The sequence below is a fragment of the Fictibacillus enclensis genome (assembly GCF_030123385.1).
In the GTDB taxonomy this organism is placed as follows: Bacteria; Bacillota; Bacilli; order Bacillales; family Fictibacillaceae; genus Fictibacillus_C; species Fictibacillus_C enclensis.
On the sequence record NZ_CP126109.1, the window covers coordinates 4,155,895 to 4,169,210 of the forward strand.

The 13,316-nt window shown below is 44.7% G+C and carries 16 protein-coding genes; 1 reads left to right on the forward strand and 15 read right to left on the reverse strand.

Going from position 1 to position 13,316, the window contains the following annotated elements:
* Nucleotides 1–15: 15 nt before the first annotated feature.
* Nucleotides 16–360 (reverse strand): flagellar protein FlaG, encoded by a 345-nt coding sequence (flaG, locus tag QNH15_RS21705; RefSeq protein ID WP_283890493.1) that lies wholly within the window; start codon nucleotides 358–360, stop codon nucleotides 16–18.
* A 104-nt stretch (nucleotides 361–464) separates the two neighbouring features.
* On the opposite strand from flaG, the gene QNH15_RS21710 reads away from it, so the two are divergent.
* On the forward strand, nucleotides 465–1,430 hold the full coding sequence (locus tag QNH15_RS21710) for an endonuclease (RefSeq protein WP_283890495.1): 966 nt from the start codon (nucleotides 465–467) through the stop codon (nucleotides 1,428–1,430).
* 371 nt (nucleotides 1,431–1,801) lie between these two features.
* On the opposite strand, the gene QNH15_RS21715 is transcribed toward QNH15_RS21710, so the two are convergent.
* The 14 genes from QNH15_RS21715 to QNH15_RS21780 all read right to left on the reverse strand — a co-directional run bounded on the left by QNH15_RS21715 (nucleotide 1,802) and on the right by QNH15_RS21780 (nucleotide 13,173).
* The gene (locus tag QNH15_RS21715; RefSeq protein ID WP_009792986.1) at nucleotides 1,802–1,936 is read right to left on the reverse strand and encodes a flagellin; all 135 of its coding nucleotides are present in this window, start codon (nucleotides 1,934–1,936) and stop codon (nucleotides 1,802–1,804) included.
* A 325-nt stretch (nucleotides 1,937–2,261) separates the two neighbouring features.
* Nucleotides 2,262–3,542 (reverse strand): flagellin N-terminal helical domain-containing protein, encoded by a 1,281-nt coding sequence (locus tag QNH15_RS21720; protein WP_283890497.1) that lies wholly within the window; start codon nucleotides 3,540–3,542, stop codon nucleotides 2,262–2,264.
* 134 nt (nucleotides 3,543–3,676) lie between these two features.
* Nucleotides 3,677–3,910, reverse strand: a complete 234-nt coding sequence (gene csrA / locus QNH15_RS21725; protein WP_283890499.1) for a carbon storage regulator CsrA — start codon at nucleotides 3,908–3,910, stop codon at nucleotides 3,677–3,679.
* A gap of 2 nt (nucleotides 3,911–3,912) precedes the next feature.
* The gene (gene fliW / locus QNH15_RS21730; RefSeq protein WP_283890500.1) at nucleotides 3,913–4,356 is read right to left on the reverse strand and encodes a flagellar assembly protein FliW; all 444 of its coding nucleotides are present in this window, start codon (nucleotides 4,354–4,356) and stop codon (nucleotides 3,913–3,915) included.
* Nucleotides 4,357–4,369: 13 nt separating this feature from the next.
* Nucleotides 4,370–4,945 carry a DUF6470 family protein gene (locus tag QNH15_RS21735; RefSeq protein ID WP_283890501.1) on the reverse strand — a complete coding sequence of 192 codons (576 nt, stop codon included), beginning with the start codon at nucleotides 4,943–4,945 and terminating at the stop codon, nucleotides 4,370–4,372.
* Between the two features lie 241 nt (nucleotides 4,946–5,186).
* Entirely contained in the window at nucleotides 5,187–6,101 is a 915-nt protein-coding gene (gene flgL / locus QNH15_RS21740; RefSeq protein WP_283890503.1) for a flagellar hook-associated protein FlgL, read from the reverse strand.
* An 11-nt stretch (nucleotides 6,102–6,112) separates the two neighbouring features.
* Nucleotides 6,113–7,570, reverse strand: a complete 1,458-nt coding sequence (gene flgK / locus QNH15_RS21745) for a flagellar hook-associated protein FlgK (protein ID WP_283890505.1) — start codon at nucleotides 7,568–7,570, stop codon at nucleotides 6,113–6,115.
* Between the two features lie 15 nt (nucleotides 7,571–7,585).
* Nucleotides 7,586–8,044 (reverse strand): flagellar export chaperone FlgN, encoded by a 459-nt coding sequence (gene flgN / locus QNH15_RS21750; RefSeq protein ID WP_283890506.1) that lies wholly within the window; start codon nucleotides 8,042–8,044, stop codon nucleotides 7,586–7,588.
* 9 nt (nucleotides 8,045–8,053) lie between these two features.
* Nucleotides 8,054–8,317: a flagellar biosynthesis anti-sigma factor FlgM gene (gene flgM, locus QNH15_RS21755; protein WP_283890508.1), complete on the reverse strand. Its 264-nt coding sequence runs from the start codon at nucleotides 8,315–8,317 to the stop codon at nucleotides 8,054–8,056.
* Nucleotides 8,318–8,420: 103 nt separating this feature from the next.
* Nucleotides 8,421–8,807, reverse strand: a complete 387-nt coding sequence (locus tag QNH15_RS21760) for a TIGR03826 family flagellar region protein (RefSeq protein ID WP_283890510.1) — start codon at nucleotides 8,805–8,807, stop codon at nucleotides 8,421–8,423.
* 153 nt (nucleotides 8,808–8,960) lie between these two features.
* Complete coding sequence (locus QNH15_RS21765; RefSeq protein ID WP_283890512.1) at nucleotides 8,961–9,674, reverse strand: ComF family protein; 714 nt, start codon at nucleotides 9,672–9,674, stop codon at nucleotides 8,961–8,963.
* On the reverse strand, nucleotides 9,671–11,173 hold the full coding sequence (locus QNH15_RS21770; RefSeq protein WP_283890514.1) for an ATP-dependent helicase ComFA: 1,503 nt from the start codon (nucleotides 11,171–11,173) through the stop codon (nucleotides 9,671–9,673). Before QNH15_RS21770 ends, QNH15_RS21765 begins: the two co-directional genes overlap by 4 nt.
* Before the next feature lie 54 nt (nucleotides 11,174–11,227).
* Nucleotides 11,228–12,076 carry a DegV family protein gene (locus QNH15_RS21775; protein ID WP_283890516.1) on the reverse strand — a complete coding sequence of 283 codons (849 nt, stop codon included), beginning with the start codon at nucleotides 12,074–12,076 and terminating at the stop codon, nucleotides 11,228–11,230.
* 125 nt (nucleotides 12,077–12,201) lie between these two features.
* Nucleotides 12,202–13,173: an ROK family protein gene (locus QNH15_RS21780; protein ID WP_283890517.1), complete on the reverse strand. Its 972-nt coding sequence runs from the start codon at nucleotides 13,171–13,173 to the stop codon at nucleotides 12,202–12,204.
* Nucleotides 13,174–13,316: the final 143 nt, after the last annotated feature.

Here is a 13,316-nt window from a genome sequence, read left to right on the forward strand (position 1 = left end):
TCACTTCACCTCGCTTTAAATTTTCCGATTCACGAATATCCCCATAAAATCGAGCATATCGGCATACATGTCCAAAAACTTCTTGGATGGGATTTCTCGTACCACTTCATTCGTCTGGTCGTCCACCACCTGAACATAGTAATCGTTCAGCTTTTCGTGGAAAACGAATTTCGATGACGTATGTGAGGGAATCAGCATGTTGTTGATCCCATTAATAATGTCATGGAGTTCCTTTTTGGTTGGTTGAGTTGAGCCATTTTCTTGTGATGCAAGATCCTGCTGCTGGGACTGCGGCTCGCCTTGTGTTCGGTTATATATTGGATTGACAGGCGTAACAGAAGAAATCGGATGAATACTCAAATGAACTCCTCCCATTTGGTTTCTACTTATTTTATCGGCGAAAAAACTAAGAACTGAAGCAGTACTTAGCAGGTAAATAGGAGTAAAATGAAGGAAGAAAGGATGTGAGAAAGGACATGGAATACAAAAATATTAAAGAAATTCCAACAGAGGCACTATCTATGATTACTGGGAAGTTATTAGGAGATGCCAATCTAACAATTCAGAATGGCAGAAAATCGAGATTAAGGTTTTCACATAAAATTGAAGACTTTTCATGGTGTGACTATTGTTATAGGAGCCTTTGCAGTTATCTGCCCTTAAATCCGCCTATATATCGTAAAGTAAAAGACCCCCGTATTAAAGCAGGTTTTACTGAGCACTTTTATGTCCAGTCAAAAACCAGTCCACTTATAGAATTGCTAAAACCTTATTGGTATAACGGGAACAAAAAGGTTATTCCAAATACAATTATTGAATTGGCAATGAATCCTCAATGTTTAGCTTGGTGGTATCAAGATGATGGACATTTATTAAAAAAGGAGGATAAATTGAAAAAGGTGATACTCTCCACCGATTACTTCACACACGAAGAAAACCTTTATTTAATAAATACTCTCAAATCAAAATTTCAGTTGATGTTTAAATTGGATCAACAAAATCGACTAATACTTTATGACCAACCACAAGTTATGTATTTCCTTTCCTTAGTTGCTCCCTATGTAATTCTTGATCGAAAGAAACCTCCCGTTAATTCGACATATCAAATCATATCCTCAAAACGAACAACGGTATATCTTCCTAAAAACCTAATATCCACCAAACCAACAGGGACAATAATAGAAGCGATGAAAAGCCTCCCCTGTTTGATACAGCTAACTCAAAGTAACGAGGGGTTAAAGACATTGTTTTTTACGATGAAAGAAATGAATCCTTCAGAAGAGTACTCTGCCTATCAAATAACCATCCCTTTAGACTCCCTATTGCTAATAAATCAGCTCCAACAAAAAACCGGATTCAGGAATAGTAAAATTATTGAGTTGTGTTTCCTATTTAAAAATGGCCACCTCCAAAGAGATGACCATCAATAATATTAACGAAGAAGTTGAAGAACTCCTTGCGGTTGTTGGTTGGCTTGCTTTGCCGCTGCACTTTTCAGTTGCAGAATAGACTATATCTTCACCCTTTTATATCAGGGGCTGGGCACTTCGAACGGTTGACCGCCCTACGGATCTCATTGTCATAGCAATCGCCTTAGACAGTGCATCCTAGTCGTTGAACCTTCTCCACTCTTTCGAGACAGGAGCTTGGCTGCTGATTATCCATTGTTTCATCTTCATCATTTTCAAACCTTCACGCCGACCGTTTACAGTTACGCTGTGGTTGAGAAAGCTTTAGGAAGTCCCAGCAATTCACCCAGTGATTTTCTAGCTCGTTACCAAGCTAGACGCCCTATGAATCATTATCTCAGAAGTTGAAGTACACCTTGAGGCATCTGATTCGATTGAGCCAACATTGCTTGTGCTGCTTGAGAAAGAATAGAATTCTTTGTTTGGTTCATCATTTCTTTCGCCATCGTGCGAACATTTACTTTCATAAATGACCAGACTATATCTTCACCCTCTAGAGAAATCTAGTAGGGGTCGGGCACTTTGGATTCACAATGCTGATGATACATTGTTTCACCTATGGATTTCATCATCGTAGCATTCGCCTTAGATGGTCTATCCTAGTCGTTGAACCTTCTCCACTCTTTCGAGACAGGAGCTTGGCTGCTGATTGCCCAATCTTTTCTTTTTTCAAACCTTCACGCCTGTTGTTTCCAACTACGTTGTGGCAAGAAAAGCTTAAGGGGTTTCCAGCAATTCACCCGATTATGATCACTGACCGTTACCAGTCAGGACGACTGTGCTTGTCACTGCTTAAGCAGCTAAAGCATAATCTACGTCACGGATACGAGATTCCGCAGCGGTTAGGTTTTCAGAAGATGTATTCAAATTGTTGATAGTGTGCTCTAAACGGTTTTGGTATGCACCAAATTTAGAACGCTCGGCTGACACAGTATCTATAGCTGATTGGATAGTAGTTATAGCGGCTGTTGCATTTGCTGAAGATGTTACATCTAAATCTTTAACTCCTAGAGATTTAGATCCCATATCTTCCATAGTTATTTTAAATGTTTGGTCCTGATTTGCCCCAATTTGCATTGTTAGGCTACTTTTGTTAACTGTAACTGAAGCACCATTTGTATTTTTAACATTTAGTTCAATACCTTTTAAAGCACCAGATGTCACAGTCAATTTTCTACCATCGTTTGAATCTGCGGTTGCAGTTACTGCAACTCCGCCAACTGTGTTAAGTACAGCATCAGCGCCAGTTGTTGTATGAACTGCGGAACCCATTAAATCTGCACTTGCATTACCAGAGAAAGTAGTAGTATGCGCTCCAAATCTATCGTCAGTTAATACCAATTCCTTAGTTGCATCTGTATTATCTAATGATGCAGTAATATGTGTCTCACTGCTAAATTCATTTATTTTATTTACGATATCATCTTTTGTGTAAGTACCAGCATTAAGTTTAATCGAGACATTGTTTAGAACAAATGTATCATTAACTCCAGCTGTAACTGTAAGACCACCTGCTAAGTCAGTTGAACCAGTAAATTTATCTTGAGATGCAGCACTAGTTACCGCGATAGAATAAGTGCCCGCAGTGATAGATTCAGCCTTAGAAGAAACAACTTCCAAGTTGGTAGTATTACTAGATGCAGTAGTAGTTCCAAATGCACCCTTCATTAGAACTTTTGTGTTAAATTGTGTTGTATCAGCAATTCTATCGACTTCAGAAGTTAACTGATTAATCTCTTTTTGTATTTCGTTACGGTCAGAACCTGTATTTGTATCATTAGAAGATTGAACTGCTAGTTCACGCATACGTTGAAGAATGTCATGTGTTTCGTTAAGAGCTCCTTCAGCAGTTTGAACTAGAGATATAGCATCTTGAGAGTTCTTAGAAGCCATATCCAACCCACGAATCTGACCACGCATTTTTTCAGAGATTGCAAGACCAGCTGCATCATCTCCAGCTTTGTTAATACGAAGACCTGAAGACAATTTCTCCATAGATTTAGCTTGTGCATTAGAAGCGCTGTTTAATTTGTTGAACGTGTTAAGCGCCGCGATATTGTGATTGATTTGCATTTAAATTTCCTCCTTGAAATGTGTTCCGCCCACGTCCTTGTGGTTGGGTGTGTTTTCAAACAAAAAAGACGATTGCGGCCGTCAAACATCTTTCTCGTTTGCTACCATTTATATCGTCTTTAGGGCTTAAATGTTTAATAGTTTTTATTTTTTAATGCCTTTAATTGATCCATAATATTCAGACTGGTATTCGAGGCATCGCTGTTTTCCTGCTTGATGGAAAGATAGATTTCCTTGCGGTGAATTTCCACCTGTTTTGGGGCATTGATCCCAAGCTTCACCTGGTCTCCTTCAATCCCTAGGATAGTAATCTCAATGTCATCACCAATCTTGATCGCTTCATCTGTTCTTCTTGTCAGTACGAGCATTTCTACACACCCCGCTCTGCCGCTGCTTCGCCAAATAGTTGGTGCCTTGGCGTATAGTTGCGGTCGTTTAACACAACCTGTTTGCCCTGGTTGTTCACCTTATTGATTACAACCGGTGCCTGCAGGTTGGCCGTAGATTCTGACAGTTCGTCTCGAAGCGTTACAATTACTTGAACAAATACATCCTGCTGTTCCTTGATCTCCAAACCTTCCACGACTGCATCTGGAAGAGTAAAGTCATAGTCTCCGAAATACATAAAGGGATCGGCAGTCACAAACGCAAGGCCTGCTGTTTTTACCGACTGTAAAATAGAAAACGGCGTGTCCTCAAAAGGAAGAATGATAAACTCCCTTTCCTCTTCAAATCCGGGAATGCCATGCTCAAAGGTAATGATGTTGCTTTCTTCCATTTCAATTTCTTCATGAAATTTTGTTTTCAGCTTCATGTTTTTCACCACTTTATTTTAATTGATTGATTTTTGGTTCTGCCACTTGAATCGTTAACGTTGGGTACTGCTTCATTTCCGTGTGGACTTCTCCAGGCTTGTAGCTGTGCTGCGGACGATTGATGATCGCTTCTATCACCGGCTTATTCACCTGCCAGTCGATATTGACTTTGGCTGGTTCATAGTTTGTTTTTACACTAAAAGGCGAGGGCACAAACCCGATATTGAATTCGAGCATCGGGTCTTCACTGTTATCTTTGGCCTGATCAGCAATGGGCAGGCCGCCATCTTCAATCCTCATCAGCTGGTCTCCCTGCTCTGCCATTCGCGCCAGGCCTTCCAGCCAATCGTTGTATCCATTTTGCGCAAACTCCTCGATTCGCTTGGAAATCGGTTTTAAATCCATATCCGCCCACGCCTGAGACTGGTCAATGGTCAGCTTGCCGGGCGTGGTTTCAATCCGAAGATCTGCCTTTGGCTGCTGAATGCTGAGATCTGCAGGCCGCTGCCGGATTTCCTGGACCGGTAGAGTCGTTGTAATGGAAATCTGTGCTTTTGTCGATTGCAACGTTAGCTGTGGAATGGCCATCAAATCTCCTCCTAAAAAGAAAGGGGCTGTCCTGAAAGTCAAAATTGACCTTCAGGCAGCTCCTTTTTGCGTAAAAAGCTTCCATGAAAAGTTGATTGTAGTGGAAGGCGCGAGATCCTCGAAAATGAAAATCACATTTTCTTCGTGCGATGCACCGCTGCCGCAGCGTTCCTTGTCCTACGGGATTAGCATGACAGGTGAGACTAAGTAGGCGTTCACGCCGGTAAGGCTTCCCAACTTTTTAGCGTAAAAAGTCCAGCAGCGAAGGCTGAATAATGCGCGATCCTACGCCAAGAGCAGCACGGTACACACTTTCCTGTGATTTCATATCCGTGATGACACGCTCAATATCGGCATCCTCATTATCAGAAAGAATGCGGCTAGCGATCACTTCCTGCTCATCGACCCGGTCTTCCATCAGCTCCAGACGGTTGCTTTTGGCTCCTAGTTCTGCCCGTTCTGCCACCACCTTGGAGATATGCCCGTCAAGCAGTCCTAGAAAGTTACCGATCTCCTTGGAATAGCCGTTTGGCGTGTCCTGGTTATTCAATGCCTTTTCCAGCGCAGACAAATCGCTGAACAACCCTTTCCCTGGTTCATCACTCGTTGTGAAGATTTCAGTTCCCTTTACGTTTACTCCAAGCTGAATGCCTTTGGAAAGCTCGATTTTCACATCGTTCTCATTTGTAGAAACCTGTGTAACTTCTCCATCCGTTAGAGTAACGGGAGCTTTCGACGTATCATTTCCGTTAAAAATGTACTTTCCGGAGACCTGTGTGTTGGCGATTGTTGCTAAGTGTTCTTTCAACTGCTGAATCTCCTGACCGATGGCAGCCTTTTGATTTTCCTCGTACGTTCCATTGGATGCCTGAACGGTAAGCTCGCGAATCCGCTGCAGGGCGCTTGTTGCTTTATCAAGAGCTGCATCCGTGCTTTCCACCCAGTTGTAGGCTTCAGAAAAGTTTCGCTTGTATTGCTCCACCTGTGTAAGATTCGTGCGGTAGCTCATCCCCTTCATGGCTACAACCGGATCCTGTGATGCCCTCGTAATCTTTTTACCTGTGGAAAGCTGATCCTGCAAGCGTCCCATCTTTTCATAGCTGCTGCTTAAGTTGCGCAGCATGTTTCCTGACAGCATGCTTTGTGTTACCCGCATTTATGTGTCACCTACCTTCCTAAAATCCCCATCCCGTTAATGATTTTATCGAGCATCTCATCGACCATTGTAATCATGCGCGCCGATGCGTTATAGGCATGCTGAAATTGAATCATGTTCGTCATCTCTTCATCCAGTGATACCCCGCTCACCGACTGGCGGCGCTGGTCAACCGATGTGGCAAGGGTATCAGCATTTGCACTCATCCGGTTCGCCTGCTCGGCATCAACGGCCATCTTTCCAATCGCACTGGCATATTTTGATTTCAATTGCATCGTATCCATCACATTGCCCAAATTCAGGGCGTTATTACCGTCGCCTGTCGCCTGTGTCGATGCGGCGGCGATATTTTTCAGATCATCCATAATAGAGGTGGAAACCTTAATCCCTTTGGCGGCCGCGTTTACATCACTGCCCACCGTAAAGAAATCAAGATGGCTTTGCGTGCCGCTGTTGATATCATTCAGGCTCCAGCCGCTTTGATGAACCTCATTAAATTCCTTGGCAAAATCAAATGCCAATTGATCCAGCTGATTCAACATCTCAGGGTAATCGTTGTTGTAAGCGGAGGTCATCCCTTCCAGCTTTCCGCCTACATTGGTTGATGCAAGCGGGTTACCGCCCAATGTAAAGCCGGAGATGCTGCCGTCACTTTCCGAGATTCCGAGTTTTTGAGTCGACGTGTTACTGTCGACCAGCTTTCCTAATGAGGCTCCGGATGAGTCCATCAATTCAATCGTGTAATTTCCTTCAGCGAGCTTGGATGAGGTATCACTGCTTGGACTCTTGGTGACTTTGATATTCACCAGCTGAGACAGACGGTCGACGAGCCGGTCTCTTTCATCATACAGATCATTCGGCAGGTAGCCGTGGGGTTCGATCTCACTGATCTGCTGGTTGATGCCACCGATTTGTTCAACCATCGAATTCACTTCATTGACCGAAACATCGACCTGGCTTTTTATATCATCGCGAATGGAAGAAAGTGAGTTTGATAGATAGTTGAACGTTTCCGCGACGGCCATACCGCGCTGGCGGACGACCGAGCGGGCTCCGTCATCTCCCGGGTTGGCCGAAAGATCCTGAAGGGATTGCCAGAACTGATCCAGTGTCTTTGACAACCCGTTGTCGCTTGGCTCATTCATGATATCTTCCATTTTCTCGAGCGCCTCGCTTCGTGCTCCCCAGTAGCCGGATTTTGTATTTTCACCCCTGAACTGTACGTCCAGGAAGTCTTCTCTTACACGCTGGATGGAACCGGCTTCGACACCGGTTCCCATTTGTCCGGGGATTTGCGGCCGGTTTCGGGATGGAGCGGGGTAAGGCTCGGTCTGGTTAAAGTTCACCCGCTGCCGTGTATAGCCCGATGTATTGGCGTTGGCGATATTCTGTCCGGTCACTTGAAGGGCATAGGATTGAGCCGTCATCCCTCTTCGGGCGGTTTCTAGCCCGTGAAATGTTGATACCATGGATGTTCCTCCGTTCTAGGCTTTTGAATCAAATAAAGCAAAGCTGCTTGCTCCTGAATATCCGTTGGCCTTCGAAGAACTGTAGGTCAGTTTCTCGGGCTCGGGAATCAACATGTTCATCGACATGTTCACAAATTGCAGGGATTGGTGCAGCAATTGTTGATTCAATTGATTTTGCTGTTTTAACAACAGGTATTCTTTCTTCAGCTGCTCCTGAAGATCTTGCAGCTGTTGTATTTCTGCCGGCGCTGCCTGCTCGATCAGCTCAGACATCGTAAGTGAGCTGGTTTGGTTTCGCTCTTCTTCAAGCGCCCTCAGCGTTTTGACATGCTCATTTTCTTTTTCAAGCAAAGCATCAAGTGCAGCCACGTCCCCTTTTTTTAGGGTTTCCGTTTTTTCTGAAGCAAGATGGTTTAATTCTTTATGGACATAAAGCAATTTTTGCAGCATGGGAATCATTTGTGGGGATGACATGATTTCCTCCTAGTTTTTCCAGTACTCATAAAATTTGCGGGCCACTTCCATCGGATCAGCATAGTACCGACCGGCCTCGATTCTGTCTTTAATGTCTTGAAGCTTTTCCTGCCTGCTGGTTGAAATTTGCTCTGAGGATTGAAGTTCCTTTGCTTCTGTCGAGATTTGAAGTTCATCACTCGGGTTCATCTTTTCCTCTTTTTTCATGAAGGAAGGCTGGTTTTGCCTTGTATATGGATTCATATTGACGTGATTTATGCTGTTAATCTTCATAAGTTACACCTCTTCTGCAGGATAAAAACTTCTGCTTGACTATTCTTTATATCGGCTTCAAACGAGAGAGATGAAGTTTTCGGGCAAAAATAGGAAGCATTGATCACTTAATGTGGTACGACTTTCCTAGTTTTTCATAATTTTTTTCCGTTGGACGGGTTTCCAGTTCTATTCTGATATCATTTTTGCAGGATTGGCACAACCGTCCTTCCTGGATGGGCTGTTCACACATCTCGCACTCATAATAAAAATGCGGAAGATGCGCCACCTGAATTCTCCCCTGCCGGATGAACCATGTGATTTTCGCTTCAGGAACACCTGTGTTTTCCTGGACTTCATGCAATGATGCCTGCCGATTCTCCTTTTTCCGGATATAGGAGGCTACTTTTTCAAACATCGCTTCTTCATTTCTGAAACAGGTGTCACAAAGCGGACGGAGATGCTTAACGAACAGATTTCCGCAGTTGGGGCAGTTCTTTAACTCTTTCACTCAGGTTCACTCCTCTGTAGCTTCTATCTGTTATATCGGAGTTTAAGATCGAAATTTCATAGTTTGTTCGCACCCTTCCTTCCGACCAAAGCGATCAATAAATAAAAAAGCGCCGATTTCTCGGCACTTTTTACCTATTTGGCATTGGGGCCACTATCTCCCCACCGTCATAGACGAAACCTCACATGCCCCAGCTTCCAACATCACTTTCGCCGCCTGGCGAATGGTGGCACCTGTCGTATAGACATCATCGATCAGAAGAACGCTCTGTCCCCTGATTTTTTCCGCTTCCTTTGATGCTTGAAAGATGTTCTCCTTGATATCCATCCGTTCCTTTCTCGACTTTTTGCTTTGCTTTTTTTCATGAATGACCCGTTCCAAAGGAAATAGTAATTCGCCTCCCAGCAGCTCAGCCAGAAGCTGGGCCTGGTTAAACCCTCTCTCGTAGTGCCTTTCCACACTCAATGGAACTGGAACAATCAGCATTCCTCTGAATTCCTTTTTGTACAGCTTACGAAATGGCGCCCTAAACCCTTGCGCGAGCTTCGCATCTCCTCTGTATTTCAGCGTGCTGATGATCTGTTTTAAAAAGTCATTATAGACATACAATGACCTGTTTTTCGTCACCACTCCGCTCCATTCCTTACTTTCTCCCCAACGAATGCAGTCCGTGCAGCATTGTTTCTGTCGATATTGCTCGGGAAATAAGGTAAACGACCTACCGCATATTTCGCAAAATTCCCCGTTAATCGCCTGCAAGGAAGAAGTGCACTCTTCACAGAAAAGCATCGCCTCCGAAAGTCCGACTATAAATGACCAGCTAACCGGCTCATAAAACGCTTCGTGGCAGTATAAGCAATAATTCACAGACCCGCCTCCCTGTTCATTTGTTCGATATGCCGTTTCGCCTGTACCATGGCGGTGGTTTTCCCATAGTGAAAAAACAGCACTTCTCCGGCAGGGTCATCCTTGCTGCGGCCGGCACGGCCGGCAATTTGAACAAGCGCACTTTCACTGAAAATCTCTTCTTCGGCCCCAAGGACTGCCACATCAGTAAATGGGACTGTGACACCGCGCTCCAATATCGTGGTCGTTACCAGAATTGGCGTCTCGCCATTCCGGAACCTCATTACTTTTTCCTTTCGATCGGGGTCCTCTGCATGGACACCTTCAATTAAAGGGTTTACTTCCTTCAAGATCGGGACAATCTGCTCCAACGTCCGGACAGAAGGCACAAAAAGAAACCCTTGCCTGTTCCTCTCCATCTGATGGCTGATCCAGCTCATCACATTTTGAGGAAGCTTGTTCTTTTTCAATCGTTTTTTCCAATGGCCACACCAGAGAAAACGGGGAACGGGCAGCGGAAATCCGTGATACCGCTTCGGGATTTTTACAGATGAAAGCTCACCATGTTCTCCCCGTTTTTTCATTTTCCTGTCAGGTGTAGCACTTAAATAAACGATCAGCGCTTCTTCCCTTTTGGCTTGCTGTACGGCATGCGCCAGGGTTTTATCATAGGAAAAAGGAAAGGCATCCACCTCATCGACAATGATCAAATCAAAGGCCTTGCGGAAACGGAACAACTGATGCGTCGTTGAAAGGATAAGCTGGGCACCGTCCATTTTATCCTTACTGCCTCCATAGAGACCCGACAAAGTAACACCGGGAAACACTTTTCTTAAACGGGGAATCAATTCAAGAACCACATCGGTCCTTGGAGTAGCGATACAGACCCGCTGTCCATCCTTCAACGCTTTTTCGATCCCTTGAAAAAGCACCTCGGTTTTTCCCGCTCCACACACTGCCCAGATCAGCAGCTCGTCTCTTACACCGATCTTCCCGACCAGCTTCTTAGTAGCCTTCTCCTGGGCAGGTGACAGCATACCGTCCCACACCAGTAGTGCACTGTTCCTGTTCTTCCAGTTCAAACCGGGGCCGATCCAGGAAACGAGCGGTGTACACTGGTTGACACGGCCCATCATAATACAGTTACGGCAGTACACACATTGCGGTTCCTTGCAGCGATAACAGGAAAAGGAGGCAAACATATGGGGTTCACAGTTCCCGCACCGGTTGCATTTCCAATTTCCCTGTTCATCGTCTATTCCTTTGTTGTACTGAATATAGCCATTATTATAGTGCTGTTGTATCTCTTCCAAAGAGGGAGAAAGTTCATCCAATAGAAGGAGTTTGCCGGCAAGTTCTGCTTGAAGGGTGGGGTTAAAAGCGAAGTCTTCGTTCAAAGGGGGTGGGTCAAAATCGGGTAGATTGTAAAAGGAAGCGGGAGGAGGATGGTGGTCGAGCGGTGCCGATGGTTCAGGAGCTATTCTGGTTTTTCCATCAACAAAAAAGGAGACAAACTTCATGATGTCGTCTCCTGTTGATAAGGAATTTTCATAAAAATCCCTCCGTATAATGATTTAGTTTTTCATCCACGTAATGCCGAGCGAGCCTTCACCGAGATGGGTACCGATAACCGGACCAAAATAATCGACAGCTACACTGGCGTTCGGGTATTTTGCCTGAATTTCTGCGGCGATTTCTTTTGCTTCTTCCTCACGCTGCGCATGGATGACGCTGACGTGGAACCTTTCATCTGGACTGACAGATTGCTCCATCAGTTGGTGAATCCGGCCAATCGCTTTTTTCTTTGTACGTATCTTTTCAAATGGAACGATCTTTTTATCCTGAAAATGAAGGACCGGCTTAATTTGAAGAAGGTTCCCTACCAAAAGCTGAGCCGCGTTCATTCGTCCGCCCCGGTGCAGATGGTTTAGGTCATTCACTACAAAGTAAGCTGGAATCCCCTGCGATTTGATTTCGTTCAGCTTCTCCATGATCTGCGCTCCGTCCGCGCCTTCATTGGCCATATCTACTGCTGTATAAGCGTAATGGGCTTGGGGGGCACAGCTGATTTCGGAATCAAACACATAGAACTTTATGTTCTCAACCATATCCGCCAAGCTGAGTGCACTTTGATAGGTACCGCTGATGCCGCTGGATAACGTAATCATGACCGCTTCATCGTATTCCTTGGATAAAGCTTCTAGCGTATCCGCTAATTCACCGATCGATGGCTGTGACGTTTTCGGAAGATTTCCTCCCTTACCAACCATCTCATAAAAATCATCTTTTTTGAGTTCCACTTCTTCTTTGTACGTTTCATTGCCAAAAATAACGTTGAGCGGAATCATTACAATGTTTTTTTCTTTTCTGACGTGCTCTGGTATGTAGGCAGTGCTGTCTGTAATAATAGCTACCTTATTCATTGTAATTTCCTTTCCTGTCAGAGATTTTTTTCATCCTCTCTTCTACGATAGTAGTTTACACGAAACAGGCGCCGGTTTCATCAAAACGGCGCATTTCTTTGTTTTTATTTAATTTCTCTGACTCGTTAACCCTTTCCTGCTTTCACTTCTTCCTTATGCATCAGCTGGCAAAGCGCCAGTGCACCGTAAATCGCCGACTGGTCCTCTAAACCTGCGAGCACCAGCTCCGTCGGACATGGAACAAACTCTTCCAGCATGCTTCTGATCTTTCCGATAAACCACTTACCCGATAACGCGACTCCTCCGCCAAGAACGATGATTTGCGGATTGAGAAGAGCGGCTGCGTTGACAATGGCCATCCCCATATGAATGATCCCTTCACGGATGATGCCTTTGGCGAGTTTATCCCCTTCATCCGCCAGCCTGAAAACGTCTGTTGTACTAATAGTTTTAAGCTGTTCTTCCGAAGAATCGCCCTCGAGCCGTTTGGCTTCCCGGTAATGATGGGCTATAGCGACGCCTCCCATCTTGCTGCTCAAAAATCCATAGCCTTCTCTAATAGGGGTAAATCCGCCAGAGGCTGCCTCGGGATCACTGATCATATGTCCTACTTCACCTGATGCCCAGTGAGCACCTCTGTAAATTTCTCCGTTCACCAGCATGCCAGCCCCGATGCTGGTTCCGATCATGAACAGCAGAACGTTTTCCTTACCTTTTGCAGCTCCGTAATAGACTTCTCCCAATAATCCTGTATTCACATCATTATCTACATAAACCGGAACACCGAATAAAGCCTCAGCTTCCTGTTTCAATTGATAATCCTTCCATTTCAGATTGGGTGCGTTAAATACGATTCCTTTGGCAGGATCGATTACACCCGGCGCTCCAATACCTGCAGCCACTATGGATTCCCATGGGATATTTTTTTCCTCTGCCATCTCTTTCGTCTGTTTGGCCAGTTCCTCGAGGACACCCGAATCCACAAATTCCTGTGTGGGAAATTCACGGCCCGCAAGAATCATGCCATCCGGTGTAAAAAGGGCACTTTCCACATTTGTTCCCCCAATGTCCACACCGATGTAATATTTTTCTCCCATTTATGGCACTCTCCCATTTTTTTAAATTTTTCATAGAGTTTACCCGCATACGCTGTTTAAGAAACGGATTATGCGCCGCTCCAGCTTAAACGGCAAAATTTAAAAAAGGTGGCAATTTGTCACAAAAGGAAGGAAAATATCGA

Excerpts from the sequence above, each read along its gene's own strand:
- csrA (WP_283890499.1), bottom strand. The coding sequence starts at position 3,910 with ATGCTCGTACTGACAAGAAGAACAGATGAAGCGATCAAGATTGGTGAT.
- flgL (WP_283890503.1), bottom strand. The coding sequence starts at position 6,101 with ATGCGGGTAACACAAAGCATGCTGTCAGGAAACATGCTGCGCAACTTA.
- QNH15_RS21735 (WP_283890501.1), bottom strand. The coding sequence starts at position 4,945 with ATGGCCATTCCACAGCTAACGTTGCAATCGACAAAAGCACAGATTTCC.
- fliW (WP_283890500.1), bottom strand. The coding sequence starts at position 4,356 with ATGAAGCTGAAAACAAAATTTCATGAAGAAATTGAAATGGAAGAAAGC.
- QNH15_RS21720 (WP_283890497.1), bottom strand. The coding sequence starts at position 3,542 with ATGCAAATCAATCACAATATCGCGGCGCTTAACACGTTCAACAAATTA.
- QNH15_RS21715 (WP_009792986.1), bottom strand. The coding sequence starts at position 1,936 with ATGAAAGTAAATGTTCGCACGATGGCGAAAGAAATGATGAACCAAACA.
- flgM (WP_283890508.1), bottom strand. The coding sequence starts at position 8,317 with ATGAAGATTAACAGCATAAATCACGTCAATATGAATCCATATACAAGG.
- QNH15_RS21780 (WP_283890517.1), bottom strand. The coding sequence starts at position 13,173 with ATGGGAGAAAAATATTACATCGGTGTGGACATTGGGGGAACAAATGTG.
- QNH15_RS21770 (WP_283890514.1), bottom strand. The coding sequence starts at position 11,173 with ATGAAGTTTGTCTCCTTTTTTGTTGATGGAAAAACCAGAATAGCTCCT.
- flgN (WP_283890506.1), bottom strand. The coding sequence starts at position 8,044 with ATGTCATCCCCACAAATGATTCCCATGCTGCAAAAATTGCTTTATGTC.
- flgK (WP_283890505.1), bottom strand. The coding sequence starts at position 7,570 with ATGGTATCAACATTTCACGGGCTAGAAACCGCCCGAAGAGGGATGACG.
- QNH15_RS21775 (WP_283890516.1), bottom strand. The coding sequence starts at position 12,076 with ATGAATAAGGTAGCTATTATTACAGACAGCACTGCCTACATACCAGAG.